Source organism: Sphaerochaeta sp. PS (assembly GCF_032144095.1).
Taxonomy (GTDB): domain Bacteria; phylum Spirochaetota; class Spirochaetia; order Sphaerochaetales; family Sphaerochaetaceae; genus Sphaerochaeta.
Genome location: NZ_JAVSNJ010000003.1, coordinates 91,259 through 110,477, shown reverse-complemented (window position 1 = coordinate 110,477; position 19,219 = coordinate 91,259). Strand labels below are relative to the sequence as shown.

At 52.3% G+C, this 19,219-nt stretch carries 21 protein-coding genes and 1 tRNA gene; 14 read left to right on the top strand and 8 right to left on the bottom strand.

All coding sequences use genetic code 11. The annotated features are described in order from the left end of the window. The first annotated feature begins 4 nt into the window (after positions 1 to 4). Complete coding sequence (gene rlmKL, locus ROJ03_RS05050; RefSeq protein WP_313725909.1) at positions 5 to 2,230, top strand: bifunctional 23S rRNA (guanine(2069)-N(7))-methyltransferase RlmK/23S rRNA (guanine(2445)-N(2))-methyltransferase RlmL; 2,226 nt, start codon at positions 5 to 7, stop codon at positions 2,228 to 2,230. Between the two features lie 81 nt (positions 2,231 to 2,311). Here the strand turns inward: rlmKL and ROJ03_RS05045 are convergent, their stop codons facing one another. After that, positions 2,312 to 2,512, bottom strand: a complete 201-nt coding sequence (locus ROJ03_RS05045) for a hypothetical protein (RefSeq protein WP_313725908.1) — start codon at positions 2,510 to 2,512, stop codon at positions 2,312 to 2,314. Positions 2,513 to 2,681: 169 nt separating this feature from the next. Between ROJ03_RS05045 and ROJ03_RS05040 the strand changes: the two genes are divergently transcribed. After that, on the top strand, positions 2,682 to 3,311 hold the full coding sequence (locus ROJ03_RS05040) for a CpXC domain-containing protein (RefSeq protein WP_313725907.1): 630 nt from the start codon (positions 2,682 to 2,684) through the stop codon (positions 3,309 to 3,311). Here the strand turns inward: ROJ03_RS05040 and ROJ03_RS05035 are convergent. The 3 genes from ROJ03_RS05035 to ROJ03_RS05025 all read right to left on the bottom strand — a co-directional run bounded on the left by ROJ03_RS05035 (position 3,292) and on the right by ROJ03_RS05025 (position 6,572). After that, positions 3,292 to 4,317, bottom strand: a complete 1,026-nt coding sequence (locus ROJ03_RS05035; protein WP_313725906.1) for a 2-hydroxyacid dehydrogenase — start codon at positions 4,315 to 4,317, stop codon at positions 3,292 to 3,294. The genes ROJ03_RS05040 and ROJ03_RS05035 overlap by 20 nt on opposite strands. Positions 4,318 to 4,454: 137 nt before the next feature. Beyond that, positions 4,455 to 5,207, bottom strand: a complete 753-nt coding sequence (locus ROJ03_RS05030; protein WP_313725905.1) for a Fic family protein — start codon at positions 5,205 to 5,207, stop codon at positions 4,455 to 4,457. Positions 5,208 to 5,405: 198 nt separating this feature from the next. Further along, positions 5,406 to 6,572 carry a hypothetical protein gene (locus ROJ03_RS05025; RefSeq protein ID WP_313725904.1) on the bottom strand — a complete coding sequence of 389 codons (1,167 nt, stop codon included), beginning with the start codon at positions 6,570 to 6,572 and terminating at the stop codon, positions 5,406 to 5,408. A 187-nt stretch (positions 6,573 to 6,759) separates the two neighbouring features. On the opposite strand from ROJ03_RS05025, the gene ROJ03_RS05020 reads away from it, so the two are divergent. Both ROJ03_RS05020 and ROJ03_RS05015 read left to right on the top strand, forming a co-directional pair. Then, on the top strand, positions 6,760 to 7,341 hold the full coding sequence (locus tag ROJ03_RS05020) for a TIGR00730 family Rossman fold protein (RefSeq protein WP_313725903.1): 582 nt from the start codon (positions 6,760 to 6,762) through the stop codon (positions 7,339 to 7,341). 37 nt (positions 7,342 to 7,378) lie between these two features. Further along, complete coding sequence (locus ROJ03_RS05015; protein ID WP_313725902.1) at positions 7,379 to 8,308, top strand: YitT family protein; 930 nt, start codon at positions 7,379 to 7,381, stop codon at positions 8,306 to 8,308. Here ROJ03_RS05015 and ROJ03_RS05010 read toward each other — a convergent pair whose 3' ends face one another. Beyond that, positions 8,309 to 9,220, bottom strand: coding sequence for a hypothetical protein (locus tag ROJ03_RS05010; RefSeq protein ID WP_313725901.1), 912 nt, complete (start codon positions 9,218 to 9,220; stop codon positions 8,309 to 8,311). It lies immediately after the preceding gene. A 107-nt stretch (positions 9,221 to 9,327) separates the two neighbouring features. On the opposite strand from ROJ03_RS05010, the gene ROJ03_RS05005 reads away from it, so the two are divergent. Continuing rightward, positions 9,328 to 9,654, top strand: a complete 327-nt coding sequence (locus ROJ03_RS05005; protein WP_313725900.1) for a hypothetical protein — start codon at positions 9,328 to 9,330, stop codon at positions 9,652 to 9,654. Here ROJ03_RS05005 and ROJ03_RS05000 read toward each other — a convergent pair. Next, positions 9,651 to 10,208 carry a hypothetical protein gene (locus tag ROJ03_RS05000; protein WP_313725899.1) on the bottom strand — a complete coding sequence of 186 codons (558 nt, stop codon included), beginning with the start codon at positions 10,206 to 10,208 and terminating at the stop codon, positions 9,651 to 9,653. The genes ROJ03_RS05005 and ROJ03_RS05000 overlap by 4 nt on opposite strands. Before the next feature lie 231 nt (positions 10,209 to 10,439). Between ROJ03_RS05000 and ROJ03_RS04995 the strand changes: the two genes are divergently transcribed. After that, positions 10,440 to 10,513 (top strand) — tRNA-Arg (locus tag ROJ03_RS04995). Positions 10,514 to 10,577: 64 nt separating this feature from the next. Here the strand turns inward: ROJ03_RS04995 and ROJ03_RS04990 are convergent. Continuing rightward, positions 10,578 to 12,665, bottom strand: coding sequence for a glycoside hydrolase family 3 N-terminal domain-containing protein (locus ROJ03_RS04990; protein WP_313725898.1), 2,088 nt, complete (start codon positions 12,663 to 12,665; stop codon positions 10,578 to 10,580). Positions 12,666 to 12,800: 135 nt separating this feature from the next. Between ROJ03_RS04990 and ROJ03_RS04985 the strand changes: the two genes are divergently transcribed. Genes ROJ03_RS04985 through rpoN form a run of 6 tightly spaced genes read left to right on the top strand, consistent with a single transcriptional unit; the run spans position 12,801 to position 17,374 of the window. After that, positions 12,801 to 13,610 carry a TIGR00282 family metallophosphoesterase gene (locus ROJ03_RS04985; RefSeq protein ID WP_313725897.1) on the top strand — a complete coding sequence of 270 codons (810 nt, stop codon included), beginning with the start codon at positions 12,801 to 12,803 and terminating at the stop codon, positions 13,608 to 13,610. 4 nt (positions 13,611 to 13,614) lie between these two features. Further along, a complete protein-coding gene (locus tag ROJ03_RS04980) occupies positions 13,615 to 14,025 on the top strand; it encodes a SoxR reducing system RseC family protein (RefSeq protein ID WP_313725896.1) in 411 nt (136 codons plus the stop codon). A 59-nt stretch (positions 14,026 to 14,084) separates the two neighbouring features. After that, positions 14,085 to 14,624: an LPS export ABC transporter periplasmic protein LptC gene (lptC, locus tag ROJ03_RS04975; RefSeq protein ID WP_313725895.1), complete on the top strand. Its 540-nt coding sequence runs from the start codon at positions 14,085 to 14,087 to the stop codon at positions 14,622 to 14,624. After that, a complete protein-coding gene (locus ROJ03_RS04970; protein ID WP_313725894.1) occupies positions 14,621 to 15,253 on the top strand; it encodes a hypothetical protein in 633 nt (210 codons plus the stop codon). The genes lptC and ROJ03_RS04970 overlap by 4 nt, the downstream gene beginning before the upstream one ends. Continuing rightward, on the top strand, positions 15,246 to 15,992 hold the full coding sequence (lptB, locus tag ROJ03_RS04965) for an LPS export ABC transporter ATP-binding protein (protein ID WP_313725893.1): 747 nt from the start codon (positions 15,246 to 15,248) through the stop codon (positions 15,990 to 15,992). Before ROJ03_RS04970 ends, lptB begins: the two co-directional genes overlap by 8 nt. Continuing rightward, the gene (rpoN, locus tag ROJ03_RS04960) at positions 15,992 to 17,374 is read left to right on the top strand and encodes an RNA polymerase factor sigma-54 (RefSeq protein WP_313725892.1); all 1,383 of its coding nucleotides are present in this window, start codon (positions 15,992 to 15,994) and stop codon (positions 17,372 to 17,374) included. Before lptB ends, rpoN begins: the two co-directional genes overlap by 1 nt. A 64-nt stretch (positions 17,375 to 17,438) precedes the next feature. Here the strand turns inward: rpoN and ROJ03_RS04955 are convergent, their stop codons facing one another. After that, on the bottom strand, positions 17,439 to 17,735 hold the full coding sequence (locus ROJ03_RS04955; RefSeq protein WP_313725891.1) for an HPF/RaiA family ribosome-associated protein: 297 nt from the start codon (positions 17,733 to 17,735) through the stop codon (positions 17,439 to 17,441). 235 nt (positions 17,736 to 17,970) lie between these two features. Here ROJ03_RS04955 and hprK point away from each other — a divergent pair, with 235 nt between their 5' ends. Together hprK and ROJ03_RS04945 are read left to right on the top strand one after the other, a co-directional pair. Beyond that, a complete protein-coding gene (hprK, locus tag ROJ03_RS04950; RefSeq protein WP_313725890.1) occupies positions 17,971 to 18,954 on the top strand; it encodes an HPr(Ser) kinase/phosphatase in 984 nt (327 codons plus the stop codon). Further along, positions 18,954 to 19,217 (top strand): HPr family phosphocarrier protein, encoded by a 264-nt coding sequence (locus tag ROJ03_RS04945; protein WP_313725889.1) that lies wholly within the window; start codon positions 18,954 to 18,956, stop codon positions 19,215 to 19,217. Before hprK ends, ROJ03_RS04945 begins: the two co-directional genes overlap by 1 nt. The last annotated feature ends 2 nt before the right edge of the window (positions 19,218 to 19,219 follow it).

Sequence of the window (19,219 nt, the reverse complement as noted above, 5' to 3'; positions counted from 1 at the left end):
CTCAATGATTTTTTTTGCAATATCTGCTTTGTATATGAACGACATCATCGAGGCCGAAGCCACCAAGGCCGGCTGCACCGATGTCCGTATCGTCAGTGGGGGGGTCGAATTCCAAGCTGACCTTGCAGCGGCCTATCGCTTCTGCCTCTGGTCCAGGACCTCTACCCGGCTCTTGCTTGGCTTGTTTGAGGATGATGATATCCAGACCGCTGATGAGCTCTATGCAGCCTCAGTACAGATTCCTTGGGAAAACTGGGTCAATCCTGAGATGACCTTCTCCATCACCGAGTCAGTCAAGAACTGTCCCTATCTCAAGAACTCACACTTCGGGGCCATCAGGCTCAAGGACGCTGTCGTTGACCGTATCAGGGAGAAATTTGAAGACAATAGGCCAATGGTAGACAAGGAAGATAGCGACGTCGTATTCCATCTCCATGTCGATGGGGACAAGGTCTGTTGGTATGTTGATTTCTCTGGAAAGGGCCTGCACAAGCGTGGGTACCGAGCCGAACAGACAGATGCTGTCCTCAGTGAATTCCTCGCCGCTTCGGTACTGTACCGAACCGAGTGGAGAAGGACTCTGGAAAATACTGAAACTGTTCCTGTACTGCTTGACCCCTTCTGTGGAGCCGGGACCTTGGCGATTGAAGCTGCCCTCTGGGCAAGCGGCCAGGCACCTGGGCTGGTGACAGCGCGCAGATTCGGATTCCTCAACCTACCCATCCACGATCCTGACATCTGGGATGACGTGGTGGATGAAGCCCTTGCCTCGGCTGAGCTCGGGTGCAAACGCGACATACAGATCCATGCCTGGGATTGCGACCCCAGAGCGATTGCCATTGCCAGGGAAAATGCACAGCTGGCGCATGTAGAGCAGTTCATTGACTTCCAGGTAAAGGATTTCACCCAGATCACCGTAGAGGATGTTCCCAAGACCATCGGCTATGTTGTCACCGACCCACCCTACGGGATGAGGACCGCCTCCAACCAGCCACTGGAAGTCCTCTACCGTGCCATGGGCAAGCAGTTCAACGAGCTCTTTGGAGGCTGGAACATTGCCATCCTCTGTGGACAGCAGGAACTGCTCAGTTATGTGGACATGAAACCCGATCGTACCAACACGGTAAACAATGGTGGCATCCCATGCCAGATAGCCCACTACTATGTGTTTACCACCGAGGAACGTCAGGCCATGATCGAACGAGCCATCCAGAGGAAGGCAGAACGCCTTGCCCAGCCTTTGAGTGATGGGGCCCAGATGGCCTACAACAGGCTCAAGAAGAACCTTGAAAAGATCCAGCCCTTGATGAAAAAACAAGGGGTTACCTGTTACCGTATCTATGATGCCGATATGCCTGAGTACAGCGCCGCCATCGACATGTACGAGAACAAGTACATCAGCTTGCAGGAGTATGCCCCACCGGAGACCATAGAGGTGGAGGACGCCCTCAAGCGCCTGAAAGAGCTCATTGACGCAACCGAGAGGGCAACCCTCATTGACCGTGACATGATCTTCGTCAAGCAGAGGACCCAGCAAAAGGGTGACAGCCAGTATGAGAAGCTGGGAAAGGACGACAAGTTCTACCTGGTGAATGAGAATGGGGCAAGGTACATGGTCAACTTCAGCGACTACCTCGATACCGGTCTCTTCCTTGACCACCGTCCAATCAGGGCAGAAATAGCCCAGATGGCAGAGGGAAAGAGGTTCCTCAACCTATTCTGCTATACTGGCTCTGCAACGGTCCAGGCTGCAAAAGGAGGGGCTCTGAGCACCGTCAGCGTCGACACCTCCTCTACCTACCTCGACTGGGCAGTGAAGAACATGGAGCTCAACGGGTACACGGAGATGAACCACTTCTTCTACCGCAGTGACAGCCTCCAGTTCCTCTTCGATACCTACGACCGCTTCGACCTCATCTTCTGTGACCCCCCGACCTACTCAAACAGCAAGGGAAGGGATAGCTTCGATGTTGACCGTGACCAGGTAAGGCTGATCAAGGCATGCATGATGCACCTTGACCCGAAGGGAACGCTGATCTTCAGCTGCAACTACCGCAAGTTCAAGATGGATGAACGTCTTCTGGAAGAGTTCGACATTGAGAACATCACCGAGAGGACCATCGGCGATGACTTTGCCAGGGACCAGAAGATCCACTACTGCTTCCTCATCAGGCATAGGGCTGTGGTCAAGATTGCGGCTCCCAAAATGAAGCTGGTGCTGAAAAAATAGCGGGGAACTCAGAATACCCTGAAACCTAGACAGAGAGAGCGGGATGAAACCCGCTCTTTTTGTGCAGGGAGGATCGCTTGCTCATTCGGCGCTTTCCCATGCTTCCAATTGGTCTGTTATCAGTGAGCAGGCAATACGAAGGGAGTCGACCCTATGCTGCATAAGCGTAAACTGGGAAGAGGGTTCCTTCAATTTCTCCTGGGCTTTTTCGCACTTGCCTGTCAAAGAGGCAAGAGCCCGTAGGGCTTGCTGTAATTCTTCTGTCGAAAACCTTGTCATCATCCACTCTCCTCCAATGTATATACACTACACTATACTCCTTGCGCTCTAGATATTGGAGTATTCCAGTACTGCTTTCCCTGGACAGTTTGGGGGTACTGTTTTCCCTGAACAATGACACAGCCCTATTTCCCCTCTCCCCTCTTTTCACTGCCTGTGCTAGACTCAGACGATGAACAAACCAAAGGTCCAGGAGGCAACCATAAGCTGCCCCTTCTGCAAGACTGAACAAAAGCACAACCTCTACCCCATTGTCGACCTTGAGAAGACCCCCTCCCTCAAGCTTGGTATCCTCACAGATTCGCTCTTCACTCTCCGTTGCAGAGAGTGCAACAACCAGTTCTCCGTCATGCATGAGATGCTTGTTTTGGACAAGGAGGCTTCCCTTGCCATCCTGCTTGCACCTGAGAGTAACGTGGATGAAGTGGAGGCAACGGCTTCCGAAGTAGGGCAGTGTGGGGTATTGAGGCTGGTAAGCAGCTCGGATGAGCTGAAGGAGAAGATCCTCCTGCTGGACGCAGGCCTTGACGACAAGGCGATAGAGCTTGCCAAGCTCTACATCTTGATGCAGATGGAAAAACCGGGGTACACCCTTCTCTATGCTTCCCACCAGGTCCTTGAGGAGCAGATGCTCTTTACCATCTTCAATGAAAAGGGCGAGATGGAAGAGACCATCCAGTACCCGGATAGCCTCTATCTCCAGCTGTTGAAAACCTCGGAATCATTCCCAGTAAAACAAGGATGGTTTGTTCGTGTCAACTCCGCCTGGGCCTATGCCCAGATCAAAAACAGCGCGAATTAGGTTCCTTGGTGCATAGTGCACACTGGTAGCAGATCTCATTCGGCATGACCTTCCCTTCTGCAAATTCACCGATGCTCTCCAGAGTTGTCTGGGCTATATTTCGCAGGGCCTCTTCGGTGAGGAATGCCTGGTGGCTGGTAACCAGCACATTGGGCATTGCGATGAGCAGCATCAGCGTATCATCGTCGAAGAGCGTGGCACTCCTATCCTCATAGAAGAGCTCCCCTTCCTCCTCATATACATCCAAGGCAGCCGAGCCTATCTTCCTGCTCTTGATCCCTTCCAGGAGTGCCTGGCTATCGACAAGGCCTCCGCGGGAGGTGTTTACCAACACCACCCCCGGTTTCATCAGATTGATGGTCTCCTTGTTGATCAGGTGCTCCGATTCGGGCGTGAGCGGACAGTGCAGGCTGATGATGTCCGAACGTTTGCAGATCTCCTCAAACGAACAGTATTCCACATCCAGGTTCTTGTCTGGATAGGGGTCGTAGGCAAGGGTCTTCATCCCGAAGCCCTTGCAGATTTGTATGAATATCTTCCCTATCTTGCCGGTACCCACAACTCCCACCGTCTTGCCATGCAAGTCAAACCCCACCAGCCCATTCAGGCTGAAGTTGAACTCACGCGTCCGCACGTATGCATGGTGAATCTGACGGACCACGCTCAAGAGCAGGGCCATGGCATGCTCGGCCACGGCATAGGGTGAGTAGGCGGGGACACGCACCACGTGGATCTTGCCGAAGGCACTCTTGAAATCGATGTTGTTGTATCCAGCGCACCGCATCGCGATGAGGCGCACCCCATCCTCATATAGACGTTCGATGACGTCCTTGGTGATATGGTCGTTGACGAAGGCACAGACAACGTCGTAGCCCTTCGCAAGAGGGGCGGTATTCTCGTTAAGTTTCGATTCGAAATAGTGAATATGTACATCATACTGGCCAACCAGCTGATCAAACCAGGTTTTGTCATAAGGCTTTGTATCGAAAAAAGCTACTCTTGTCATTCGACATCTCCTCTATATACCAGGATGGTATCACAGACATGGCAAAGGTTCCATTTACCGACCGGCTTTATGCCCAAATAGCAAAAAAAAGGAGGATAGGCAAAAACCCATCCTCTCTGGCAACTCTGGCAGGAATCCTAGATCACGACCTCTTCCCACACATCGATCAACAGCTGGTAGTCGCCATCGATGGCGCTGATGTCTGCCTCCAGAAGCCTGTCAGGGTCAACCATAGACCAGTCAATGTCATACCCTGCCTGCATCGCAAGCTGGTAGAAGAAAAGTCTGGTGGTACGACCGTTTCCATCACGGAACGGATGGAGCGTCTCCACCTCCCCCATGTAGAAGGCCAGGTCGTTGATGAACTCCTCACGGTCCATATCCTTGAGGTACTTGTCGGCGTGCAGTCTCTCAAAAATATCCTCTGCGGTGCTCTCGATGAACTCAGGGCTGCAGAATTCTGTGCGCTTGGCCGCAATCACAGTCCGGATCTGGCCAGCCGAAGGGTAGATGTCCCCAAAGAGGTGGCTATGGATTCGCTTCAGGTAGGCAAAATCAAAAGGTTGGTCAACAGGATCAGAAAGAAGTTCAGCTGTCCTGATATTGGAAATCTTCATCTCAATGGAGCGCAGGCGCTCCCTATCCTTGATGGCGAAATAGTTGACCAGACTCTTTGTCCGGGGGATAAAACCACCCACATCCTTCGGCAACGGGTGATCAGTGCTAAGGGCCTCCGCCTGAATGAGCGCTTGGATCAACTCTTCAGCAGAAAGGTCCCCTTCCAGCAGTTCCCGCAAATATGCCTCTTCAGAAGCTGAGAGCTCAAACCCCTCTGCTTCCTGATTGAACTTAATGTAGTCGATGCATGCTTGCACTCGGCCTGATTTCATAAAAAAGCTAACCATCCTTTTGCCAACTCCAGGCAAATCCATCCAGAAGAAACCATAGTGGCAAAGGCCATGAAAAAAGTACCTCGCCAGTACAGAACGTTATTGACTATGATAGCCATACCAAAGTTGAGAGGTCAAGGTTATGTATCAAAAAAAGAGCCCATCGCTGGGCCCTTTCTCAAAAATACTGAGGATTCCCTAGAAAGTGAAACCAAGGAAGAGCTTGGCATCAACAAATGTCGGGAAAGAGGAATCGGTGAGTACAAAGTTGTATTTGGCATCAAGGCCCATGGAGAACCAGCTGTTGAACTGATACGCCAGACCCAGTTTGGCAAATGCACCTGCCATGTATTTCTCACTCTTGGAAGAGCTGAATGCAGGACCGTAGGTAACGAAACCACCAAGACCAAGTCCAGCCTCGACCTTGCCAAACTCCATGTTCAGCATCGGGGCGACAGAGAAGGTAACAGCCTGGGTCAGGTCATTCCAGAACAGGTTGAAGTCTCCGCCGACAACTTCCGAGAGCGCAGTGCGCCATGAGTGGGAAGCGGCAAGATATGGGCTATAGGCAAAGCCCAGATCGACACCAAGACCCAAGGTATCGTTGAAGGTCATCAGGTTCTTCAGCTGCACGCCAAGCTCAGCCTGCAAGTTCAGGGTAGTGTAGGAAGGGATGGTAACAAACTGGTAATTGATGCCACCACCGAGGGTGATGGTCGTCTTGTAGCGGCTGTCAGCCTTAGCCTTCTTTTCAACAACAGGGGCAGGCTGTGCAACAACTGGGGCAGAAACCACCGGTGCTGGTTGTTCAACAACAACAGGGGTTGCCTCTACAACTGCAGCTTCCTCTACAACAGGGGCCATGACCTCTTCGGCCACAGGCTCTGCAACCACAACGGGGGCAACTTCCTCGGCAACTGGTTCGGCAGCAATCACTTCCTCGGCAACTGGTTCGACGGCAATCACTTCCTCGGCAGCTGGGGCGACAGCTTCTACGGCAACTGGCTCTGCGGCAGGTGCAATCTCTGCAACTGCTGGCTGAGCTTCCGCTACAGTCATTTCTGGCTCGGCTGGGAAGATCGGCTCAGACTTTGCAACAGCGCTTCCGCTGAAGTTTTCTCCGTCATAGGACTGTTGGAGATAGAGAGTATACGATTTGGAGCCATCTAGGCCCTTGACGGTATAACTGGTGACGGAAGCATCAACGACTTCCCAATTGTTTGGCTCTTCACCATCGATTTGATAGCGGAAGGTTGTTACCATGGGATCATCAAGCATCCACTCCCAAGTCACTACAACTGGTGCAGCAAATAAGGTTGCTGAAAACAGCACCAGCGCGACCAGCAACATCAAACATTTCTTCATCATAAAACTCCTATTTTGACCATTCAATGGTAATAAGAAACCAGATTCACTATGACATATCATACACTTCCCACATCAAAAGAACAAGTGAATAGCTAAGACGTTGCACTCCAGGCAATAAAAACCAGCCTAAAACTAGCCCTCAACCAACTTGAAGCAACAGGGCATTCAAAGTAAGCTCCTTTGTATGAATACGATCAATACAATCGCTGTCTTTTGTGGCAGCAACATGGGTGCAAACCCACTCTATGAACAAAAAACGATAGCACTGGGAAAGGCTATGCATCTCGAGCAGATCGGGCTTGTATATGGAGGGGGGAACCGAGGCCTGATGGGGATCCTTGCCAAAACAGTCTACAGCCTTGGAGGCAAGGTTATCGGAGTACTGCCAGAAGCCCTGAACCTGGCTAGCGTACGCAAAGAGGTCGTTGAGAGCGAAATGATCGTTGTACCTACCATGCATGAGAGGAAAGCCACCATGTACTCCCTTGCCGATGCATTCATAGCACTTCCTGGGGGGATTGGGACCTTCGAGGAAATCCTGGAGGTCTTTACCTGGCTGCAGCTAGGCTACCACCACAAGCCAGTGGCACTCTTGAACATCGCCGGATTCTACGACCCCCTGCTTGCATTTCTCCAGAAGAGCTGTGAAGAAGGTTTTGTGCACAAGGACCTGCTCGATGCACTTATCGTTGAGGAGGATGAGCACCTCCTTTTGGAGCGCATACGAACCATCAGCATTTCGCTGAAAGACAAACTGGCTCCCTGATGTGGAATTATTAGGCTGAAAGGGCTATGCTATACACATGACCAAACGACAATACCATCTTCTGGAACTCTTCTACATCATTTCCGGTTCCTTCCTCACCGCGGTAGGAATAGCACTGTTTACGACTCCAGCAAAAATAGCCAGTGGAGGGGTCAGCGGCATTGCCACCATCCTCTTCCACTCCTTCGGCTTTGACACAGGACTCTCCATCCTGGTATTGTCAGTGCCTCTCTTTTTGATAGGCGTTGCCATTTTTGGCAAGGAGTACGGCATCAGGTCCTTGGCAGGCACCCTCTTCCTTGCACTCTTCACCTCCCTTCTGAACAGGATCTTTGGCTATGGAGGGGTGCTCTCCTACGAGAACCCCCAGTCCATCCTGCTTTCGGCAATTTTTGGTGGGGTCATGATGGGAATCGGGGTTGGCCTGGTATTGCGCAGCGGAGCAAATACGGGGGGAACTGACATTGTCGCCCAGATACTGGCAAGGTTTACCCCACTATCGATGGGCTCCTCGCTGTTCCTGGTCGATGCCCTGGTAATTGGGGCGAGTGCCTATATCTTCTCGTTGGAAATGGCGCTCTATGCAACCATAACGGTCTACATCACGGCGACGGTCATCGACCGTGTCCTGCTCTCATTTGGCACAAGGTCTGCCAAGACCGTGTTCATTGTGAGTGAAAAGCTGCAGGTCATCCAAAAGGAGATCCTGGAACAGCTTGGCCATGGAGGAACTATCCTCAGCGGACTGGGTATGTATACCGGCCTGAACAGGCCGGTCATCATGACAGTTGTCTCCAACCATAAGGTGGCACAGCTGACCAACATCGTGCATGAGGCCGACAAGCGGGCCTTCATGATCGTACAAGAAGCATATAAGGTACTGGGGGAAGGATTTTCCCCCATTGAAGAGGAGACTTGGGCCGGCCTTTCGGATGTTACGCAAAGCAAGCCCAAGAAAAGGTCCTGATCAGTACTTCCAGAGTTTCTCCGGGTAATATCCACGGATGATCTTTTTGGCAAGCTCATCCTTCACGATCTGCCTGTCCTCACTGTAGGTCATACCGAACCAGGTCTCCTGGGTCGTATAGAAGCGCATCTTGCCCTCATTCTTCGTAACAAGGTTGCTCGCACCATTGGGAAGATAGCACTCACCCTTCTCTGTCTGGACATTTTCCCTGATGAAATCATCCCAGTAGGTGGAGAAGCTGTCAAAGGCGGTAGGGGCGAAGCCAAAGAAATTCATCGATACCCACTCTTTGCCGGTCAACACAACATCTTTCCCGTCGATCTGGCTGATGATCTTCTCCCCGGAGTACCCAATCTTGGTATTTTCCTGCATGCTCACCAGATAGTCATCCTTTACCGTGCAGATGGCCCGGGATACCGTTCCGCTGAGGCTCATGGTATGATCGAGCACATAACCGACCATCGCATGTTCCCGGCTGTCATTCTCCAAGGAGGAGAGGTGCTTGCCGAGGATAGAGAAGGCTTCCCGCCCATAGTAGTCATCTGCATTGATGACGGCAAAGGGTTCATGGACAGCTTCCTTTGCACAGAGCACTGCGTGGATGGTACCCCAAGGTTTGGTCCTCTCCTTGGAAAGCTGGATCTGCTCCTGGGTAAGCAGTGCATCCTTGCTTTGGAACACATAGGTGGCATCCATATTCTTGGCGATCCGGTCAAAGAGCCGTTCGCGGAAATCCTTTTCGATGTCCTTGCGGATGATGAATACAACCTTGCCGAAACCACTCTTATTGGCATCATATACACCAAAGTCAAGGAGGGTCTCCCCATGTACTCCTACAGCATCGATCTGCTTGACTCCGCCATATCTGCTTCCCATTCCAGCTGCCAGCACCATCAGTGTCGGTTTTTTCATGTGCAACTCCTCATACCTTATTCAGTACTGTCAGTGTAGCTCTTCTTGCAAGAATAAGTCAAATGATGGGAGGGCATTTTTGTTGGCAGGGAGGCCCCTCTTGGGGTATGCTAGCCAATAAGGAGTACCGTGTGAACAATCTTGACTGGTATACAAAGGTAATACTCTTTTGCAAAGCTTCAACAACCTGCAAAGAGTGCCCGTTCTATCTGCTGCAGCTGCAGGAAACAGAGACAACATGTGAGGAAAGGCAGTGTTTCAAATCCAAGGAAGGACTTGAGCATCTCTCCCTCTGGCTTTCGGAATCGGGTTCAGAAATGGAAGCTGCAGAGGATGTCTCAGACAACCAGTGGTTGAAGGACCTGCTCAAAGGACAGTTTGAGGATGATGAAAACGACGTTGATTCATTCTTTATGGATGACGAACTTATCTAGAGCACCTGGATCTGCAGCTGAATAGCCGCAGAGTACCACCCTGTTGCAAACAGGTCTGGATCAAAATCGGGAATCTCCGCCAAAATATCCCCACTCTCAAAAAGAATGTCATCATTGCCGGCGTAGATGCCCCTGACGCCCAGAGTCTTCTCCACCTTATCGGCTCCGGATACGCTTACTGCACCTGATGTGCTGCTGACCACCCGAACCGTTATCGGAAGCTGGGTCTGCTGCCCAGGAGCAGGAGTGAACCCGGAATCGAGGGTGAATGCAAATTGTTCCTGCTTGCCATCCTCACCAGGATTGATGTAGAGATGGAACTGCGAGGTGGAATCATTGGAAGTTATCGTATAGGAACCAACACGGACGGTGGTGTTCCTGCTATCTACCAGATTAAAGTTCAGAGCTTCGTCAGACTGTTCAACACGAAAGATTTCAGTTATCGGCATACGCCCTTGCAATTGCATGGTTGTAAAGGAGAGAGGGGTCGCAAACACAAGGCCTACCCCAAGCATAAGCAAGAGGGTTGTCATAATCAAATGCCTTGTTTTCATATGCAACTCCTTCAGATAGTGTTCACACTACCTGACGATAGTGTAATAACCTGCAAAACAAGTGTCAAGAGTAATCATATCAGTTTTGGTACAAGAATATAAATAAATCAATATATTTCAATATAATGATATATCATAAGTATTTATCAGTGTTTTCTCTGATGTCATAGGCTAAGAGACACATTCCCCTTGACATCGTACACACCTTACCTTTACGATAAAGCAGTTTATGGGCCCGTAGCTCAGATGGATAGAGCGTCTCCCTCCGGAGGAGAAGGTCGCGAGTTCGAATCCCACCGGGCTCATCAAAGGGGAAGTCTTCACAGGCTTCCCCTTTCTCTTTGCAGCCAGGAACCATGAAAAAATGGGCTACCTATCCTGCGATCGCACAAACACTCCGCTGAGGCGGATATCCCTGCTGCTTTGCCCCACCCTCACCTCAAACTGACCGTCTCCGGCAACAAAGCCCCACTGCTCGGTATCATAGTGGCTGAAGGCATCATCAGCAAGCGAGAAGGTGATCCTTCTTTTCTCCTTTGGAGCGAGCTCGATCCTGGAAAAAGCCTTCAGCTCCTGAAAAGGACGAAAGCAAGCCGGGGATAGTTCGTGGAGATAGAGTTGGACTACGGTAGAGCCTGCAATCTCGCCCTGGTTTTCCACCCAACAGGAGACAGAGACCATCTTGTCAGGTTTTCCTTCTATCCTGAGGTCACTATAGCCAAAGGAGGTGTAGGAGAGCCCATGGCCAAAGGGGAACAGGACATCCTGCTTCTCGGTATCGAACTGCCGGTACCCTACCATCAGGGCCTCACGGTAGGGCAAGTCCCATACAAAACGCTTGCTGGGGTCGCCCTGCCCTCCCTTGATCCTCGCCACCGTAATCTTGGCATAATCGCGAGGGTAGTTCTTCATGGACCGGTAGTCCTCTATCTCCTTTGCCAGGGTAAAGGGGAGCCTCCCTGAGGGGTTGCACCTTCCGAAGAGCAGGTCGGTAAGGGCCTGGGCCGTACTGGAGCCCAGGAAGAAGCCATAGAGCATGACAGGGGTGCGATCGACAAAACCCTTGAGCCTGACACCACCACCGCTTTGCACTACCACTATGCAGTGCTTGTTCAACTCACTGGCCTTCTCTATCGCCGAAATTTCACTTCTTGGCAAATCCCAAGGCTTGTCGTATGCCTCACTCTCCTGGATGTGGTCAAAGCCCGTGACCATGATGACGGCATCAGAAGAGGCAACAGAAGAGCGGTAGCGCTTCTTCCTCTGCCAGTTTGCAGGGAGCAACACCACGCGCACCCCCTCCTCCTTGAGCAATGCCTCTGCAAAGGAGAGCTGCTCGGTGACGGGAACGACCATGGAGGAGCCCCCTCCTGAGGCAACCCTATAGGCATTTACCCCTCCCACACAGAGAGTCATGCCCGGCTGTTTCTTGAGCGGCAACAAAGAGCCTTCATTCTTCAGCAGCACCACCGACTCCCTGGCAACCTGTAGGGCAACACTCCGGTGCTGTTCGCACCCCAGGACAATCGTGTGGTCGATAAGAGGTCGGGTAAAGAGTGCCGAACGTTCATAGGCAGTGAACAGGTGCACCAGCTTTGCATCGATATCAGAAAAGGAAGCAGACCCATCAGCTATCGCTTTGCCTACCCTCTCCGGGGAAAACCATTTGGCGGCGGGCATTTCCAGGTCGACCCCATCGACAAGGGCAGGTGCCGTACTGTAGAGGGAGTCCCAGTCTGATACTACCAGGCCTTCAAACTTCCACTCATTGCGGAGGATACTCTCCAACAGGTAGGGATGCTCGCTGGCATAGGCTCCGTTTACCTGGTTGTAGCTTGTCATGAGGGCGAGCACCCCAGCATCGACAGCCCGCCTGAAAGCCGGCAGATAGATCTCCCTCAATGTCCTCTCATCGACGACCGAGTTGCTTTTGTGCCGGTCATACTCGCTATTGTTGCAAGCAAAGTGCTTTACCGTCGCGATGACCTGCTCGCCTTGCACCCCCTCGATGTAGGAGGCTGCGATCTCGCCGGCAAGAAAGGGGTCCTCTCCACAATACTCGAAGTTCCGTCCACAGACGGGGACCCGTGCAATGTTCACCCCGGGGCCCAGAAGAATGCCGACGCCAAGGGCCCGGCACTCCCTGGCAAGGGTCGTTCCCACCTCATGCAGTAAAGCTGTGTCGAACGTGGCGGCCATGGCAACCATGGCAGGAAAATCCGTGACTGGAGCCTGCCACCCCCGCAACCCCATGCTGGCATCACTCATCCAGACAGGTTTCAGGCCAAGGCGTTCAACCCCAGGAATGCAAAACTCCTCTATGCCCGACAGCAAGGAGAGCTTCTCCTCATCGGTAAGCTCTGCAACCAGCCGCTTTGCCAGGGAAGGCTCATCCGATGCAGGGAGATTGAGCCTCATTGTCCCCCCGTCCACAACAGGAGGATTTGGACTGAGCATCTGCCGCATCCTCTTTTGAACCAAACGTTTACATGCCACCTGAAACCATTTCATGTCCGGGTCCTCCGCCTTTCTCTGGCAATTGTACCATACCAAGCCTTGCCACAGGATGGAAAAAATCGTTACTCTGTAGGCATGAGCATACGAGTACTCTTTTTGGGGGAGATTGTCGGCAGGCCTGGCATCCAAACCATAAAAAGCGCGTTGAAGAAACTTCGCGAAGAAAAACAGATAGATCTTGTCATAGCAAATGGCGAAGGTGCAACGGGAGGCTTCGGCCTCGGACGGGCCCACTCCATGCAGTTGCTGAAACTGGGTGTCGACATCCTCACCGGGGGAGAGAAGATCTACTATAAGATGGATATGGTGGAGTTCATAGCAAAGAATCCCAGCATCCTCAGACCCGCAAACTATCCTCAGCAGAATCCCGGCAGGGGTGTGCGCTACCTTACGGTCAAGGATACAAAGATCTGTGTCATCAACCTTCTGGGCAATGCAAATTTTCCACGCACCCACCTCGCCAACCCCTACAGCCTCGCACAGATGCTGACGGACAAGGCTACGGAGGAGGGATGCATCACCCTGGTGCAGTTCCATGCATCGACCACAGCAGAGGGGCTGACCATGGGCTTCATGCTCGACGGCAAGGTGGGGGCTGTCATCGGGACACACTCCAAGGTTCTCACCTCCGATGCGAGGGTTCTCAAGAAAGGGACTGCCTACATAACCGACAACGGCAGATGTGGCAGCCAAACCAGTGTCGGTGGCTTTGACAAGGAGACCGAGATCCTGAAGCAGATCAGCCAGGTCCCCACCAGATCGAATGAGTGCTGGGACGATCTTGCCCTCGTTGGGGTCATCGTGGACCTCGAGGAGAGTGGAAAGGCTACCAGCATCACAACCATACAGGTTCCGGTGAAGCCAACAGACGAGAGAGAGGAATAACTATATGTACGAGACTGTAACCATAAAGCGTATCCACAGCAGCAAGAGCATCGAGGTTTCCTGCGACTCCTCGGCTTGCAACGGCTGCAAGGGAGCGGCATTCTGCAATACCAAGGGCAAGGTATTTGAAGCCAGCAACAACACCGGCCTGCACCTGCAGGAAGGAATGGTGGTCGAGCTCTACCTCAAGCCATCCTCCACCATTTTCAGCACGTTGTTTACCCTGCTCTTTCCCCTCGCACTCTTTCCCCTCGCCTACTATCTCGCAAAATGGACGGGGTTGGGGGAAGGGTCCAGCATGTTCGTGGGGCTGGGCGGAATCCTGGTGGGATTTCTCCTTGTCTGGGCATTCTTCAAAGCCCACAAAGCTCGGTATATCCCCCAGGTACAGAGGATCATAGAAGAGGAAGTATGACTCTCTTCACAAGATTTTTCCAATTGCCCAAAGCAGGCAGGACAGGTATACTCAACGATATGGGTACCAAAAGCCTTCTTGGCATACTTCTTGCACTATTTCTCCTCTCTTCCTGTACGATGGATAGTCAGACCCCTCCGTCTGGACGCATTGCAGAGTTTCCCGATGTCCGCCTAACCGAAGCAACCTATGTGTTGGGAAGAAGCGGTGAGACTCCCCTCTCCATCGAAGCACAAGAGATTGCCATCTATGAGAAGACCAACCAGGCCATCCTGGATACCCTTGTGTTCACACAAAAGGATGCTGAAGGGAATCTCTTGCTATCGGGAAGGGCCGACAAGGCCCAGGTAGATACAAAAACCTATGATGCACAGCTATCGGGAAACATCCAGGTAAGGCGGGCAGACGAAGACTTCTCCATCGAGGCAGAGCAACTGCTCTGGCTCAATGACGAGCAGGTGCTCTCCAGCGAAGGCGACAGTTCGGTGCTCATCAACTTCGACGGGGGACAGACCATCAAAGGCAGTGGCTTCAAAGGAAACCTAAGGACAGCCACCTATGCATTCACCAGCCTGGAAGAGGGAGTACTGCACAGATGAGAAAAACCCTTGCCATCCCCATGATCCTTCTCTTTGTGCTCTCCCTTCCGCTACCCCTCTTCTCCGAGGATATCTCCTTCAAGGGCGGCTCCACCCGCATGAAGATGCAGCAGGGATCGGAGGCCATAACCTTGGAAAACAATGCCGAGGTCCAGGTAGGGTCACTGGTCCTCCGATCGACAACCATAGAGCTCTATGGCAAGGATTTTCGCTATGTCCAGTGCAACGGAAACGTCTCGCTCACCGATGAGGCCAGGGGGATATCCCTGATAACCAGCTCACTCTTCTTCGATCGGACAGAAGAGACCATCATGATCGACAGCTGGGTAGAACTTGAGGATACCACCAACCAGGTCATAGCCTCCGCAGGAAGGATGGAATTCTCCTTGCAGGAGGGGATCATCATCCTGCAGGTCCAGGCCAGGCTACTTAAGAGTACTGACGATGGGGCTATGGTCTGCCGCGCCGACTTCATGACCTTCAACAGGGACAAGGAGATGCTGGACCTCAAGGGAAGGGCGACCATAGACTGGAAGCCGGATGCCTATGGTGCAGAGAGCATCACCGTGAACCTCAAGACTGACGAGATCAGGATGGAAGGTTCCATCAAGGGGACCATCCATGGCTGAACAGAAGAACAGTATCCTCAGCATCGTAAACCTGGCAAAGGCCTACGGAAAGAAAGAGGTGGTGAAGGACATCTCCTTTTCGATGGAAGCCGGGCAGATCATCGGCCTCCTTGGCCCAAACGGGGCAGGAAAGACCACCACCTTCTATATGATCGTAGGGTTTCTCAAACCCAAACGAGGGAGCATCCTGCTCGATGGCGAGGACATCACAGCCCTTCCCATGTATGTACGTTCCAAACGGGGACTCTCCTACCTCCCCCAGGAGCCCTCGATCTTCCGCAAGCTCAGTGTGGAGGACAATATCCGCCTTGTGGTGCAGACCAGGACCGACCTGACCAAATTTGGGCAGCAGCAGCTTGTCGAACAGCTGCTTGATGAGTTCGGTATCGAGGCCCTGAGAAAACAGAAGGGCTACACCCTCAGCGGAGGCGAACGCCGTAGGACCGAGATCGCAAGGGCCCTGGGGTGCAACCCCCGATTCCTTCTGCTTGACGAACCCTTTGCAGGAATCGATCCCAAGGCAGTCTACGAGATAAAGCAACTCATCCGAGCCCTTGCAGGGAGGGGAATCGGTGTTCTCCTGACCGACCACAACGTTCGGGACACCCTCTCCATCACATCCTCTTCCTACATCATCAACGAAGGGAGCATCCTGGTTTCTGGTGGAAAGAATGAGCTTCTCTCAAACCGCATAGCAAGGGAGATCTACTTCGGCGAAGATTTCGAGGGGGAAAACTGATGGCACTCTCCCTCTCCCTATCACAGAAACAACAGCTCAAGCTCAGCCCCCAGCTTCTCCAGTCCTTTGAGCTGATGGCCCTTCCCCTTGCCGAGCTGCAGCAGAAGATCAAGGCCGAGATAGAGTCAAACCCTGCACTGGAGATACCTTCAGGAAGGGAGGCCTCCTATGAGGTGTTTGCAGAAAAAAGCCGTGAAAGCGAGAAGGTCTCTGACACCTACTCCGACTCCTCCAGCTATGGAAGCGACCGGTCAGGCTATGACGATGAGGCATCCGACAGGCAGCAGAGCTTTTTGGAGAACGCCCTCAGCGATGAGGAGACCCTCCAGGAACACCTGCTCAGCCAACTAGGATGCGAAGCCTTGAGCGAGCTGGAGTATGAGGTAGGGATGATCCTCATCACCAACCTCGATTCCAACGGCTTCTATGTAGAAGAACCCCTTGAGCTACTGAACGAAGAACAAAAACCCTTGCTTGAACCCATGCTGCACCTACTCCATAGCTTTGACCCACCAGGGGTTGCGGTCAGGAACTGGAGGGAGTCCCTCATCGCCCAGGCAGAGGCAAAAGGTCTCAAGGGAGAAGAACTTGCACAGTTCACCCTGCTCGTTGAGGATAACCTTGAGCTGATGCGGGCAAACAAGCAGGCCCAGGTGGCAAAGAACCTCGGGATCACCCTTGAGGACCTTGAGGACCTCTATGGTTTCCTCAAGACACTTACCCCCTATCCAGGACAGGGCTTTGCCAGCGGGCCTGAGCTCTTTGTCATCCCTGACCTCTCCATACGAAAGGAAGAGGGGGACCTCATGCTGCGCATGAACAGCTCCTCCTTGCCAGATCTCGTGATCCACAGTGATTTCGAGGCTTTCAGCCAGGAAAAGGATGTGCCCAAAGAGGCCATGAACTATGTCCAGGAGCAGCTCAAACGGGCCAACTCCCTCATATTCCAGGTGCAGCTTCGCAACCAGACCCTCTACAAGGTTGCACAGGTCCTGGCAGAGTTCCAGCGGGAGTTCTTCCTCTATGGCCCTGAATTCATCAAACCCCTTACCCAGAAAAGTGTGGCTGACCAGATCGGGGTACATGAAACCACTGTCAGCCGTATCTCCACAGCCAAATGGATAGACACAGACTGGGGGATCATCCCCATCAAGCGCTTGTTCAGCAGTGCTGTGGGGGATGAGGGCGAACAGGTCTCCAAAAGTGCCGCCAAGGAGATCATCCGCCAGATACTGGAGGAACATCAGGGCAAGAAGGCCCTCTCCGACCAGAAGATCTCGGACCTATTGAAGGAAAGGGGCATCACCGTCGCAAGAAGGACCGTGGCAAAATACCGTAACGAGCTCAACATCGACCCCTCCTTCATCAGGGGAACAAACTGACGGACAGGGCATAAGACAGAAACAAGGGGCGCTTTCGCGCCCCTTGGGATCTATTGCAATGTTCTTAATGCTCCTTGATTTTGCTCTTCTCCTTTCGTGCTGTAGCCTCAATTTTGTCTACCAGCAGTTCAATGCCCTCATACAACTCGTAGCAGTCGTAGCTGACCATTCTGAACGTCCCCCAGGAAAAATGGATTTTTGCATCCAAGTGAAAACCCTGCCCCTCTGTCTCTCGGGTGATGACAATGTCAAGATCATGAAGGTACTCTTCGGCAAACTGCAGTTTCTGCAGTTTCTTGTCCAAAAACGCACGGGTCTCGTCACTCGGGTTGTAACGGATGCCTCTGACTGTTAAATTCATAAGCCCTCCTTCGACTAGGTCCTACCTCAAAGATAAGGCTTCCAGGCCAATACGTCAATGGACAAATATCGCCGCCATGGAATTCATTTCTAGCTGAAAGGTTTGGGCCTGAGCTATGAACGATGTACAAACGAGTGCAACAGGAGGAACAAAAGCAAACCAGGGGTTGCGAAACAAAAGTAACAATTGTATAGTAAAACCCATCAGGGGGCCCTTGTCTCCTAAGGAGATTACGATGTCGGAATTTACAATTCTTGACCTTCTTGACCTCGATCTGAAGGAACACAACCACCTGGGACTCACCTGCATTGCAGGAAGGACCGGGCTTTCCAGGAAAATAACCACCAGCAAGCTAAGCCGCCCAGGACTCCCCCTCAGCGGGTTCTTTGAGGAGTTCAGCAATAACAGCATCCAGGTATTCGGCCGTGGGGAGCAGGTGTACCTGCACAAACTGGAGAATGAACACAACCTTGCAAGCGTGGAGAAACTGTTCAGCTACGATATTCCTTGCTGTGTATTCTGCGATGGAGGCAACCCAAGCCCCCGCTTTGCATCCCTTGCCGAAGACGCAGGGACTGCGATACTCAAGACAGAACTACTCTCCTCTGACTTTTCCAGAAGGCTCTACCAGACCCTCGATGAGGTGTTTGCACCTACGGAGACCATCCACGGCGTTCTTGTGGAGGTCTACGGGATAGGGGTCCTCATCACCGGGGAGAGCGGAGTAGGGAAAAGCGAGACTGCCCTGGAACTCATCGAACGGGGCCACAGGCTCATAAGCGATGATACGGTCAGGCTCAGGAACATCAGCGACAACTACCTCATTGGCATGGGAGAGAACCCCATGCTGGCACACCATATGGAGATCAGGGGCCTTGGCATCCTCAACCTTGCAAACCTGTTCGGGGTCGGGGCCATCAGGGACCGCAAACAGGTACAGCTTTCGGTCAAGCTCGAACCCTGGGATTCTGAGAAGAACTACGACCGCGTTGGGGAGAACAGCCTCCATGATACCTACCTGGGCATCTCCATCCCCATGGTCCTGATCCCGGTGAAGCCTGGACGTAACATCCCCGTCATCATAGAGACTGCAGCACGAAATGAACGACTGAAAAAACTCGGCTACTACTCTGCAAAAGAATTCGACCAGAGCGTACTCAAATGGCTGGAGAGTGAATCTGCAAGAAAAACATACTACATCAATGAGGAGACGCACTGATGGTCACACGAGAAATCAAGGTCTGCAACAGGGCAGGCATCCATGCAAGGCCCGCTGCAAATATCGTAAAAGTGGCGAACAAATTCAAAAGTGAGTTGTTTTTGGAAAAAGGCACCATGAAAATCAACGGCAAGTCCATCATGGGCATCATTACCCTGGGGGCTACCTATCAGAGTACGCTCACCATGATCTGTACAGGACCTGATGAAGAGGAGATGGCTGAAGCCATCGACACGCTCTTCAAGAACCGGTTCGAGGAGTAACC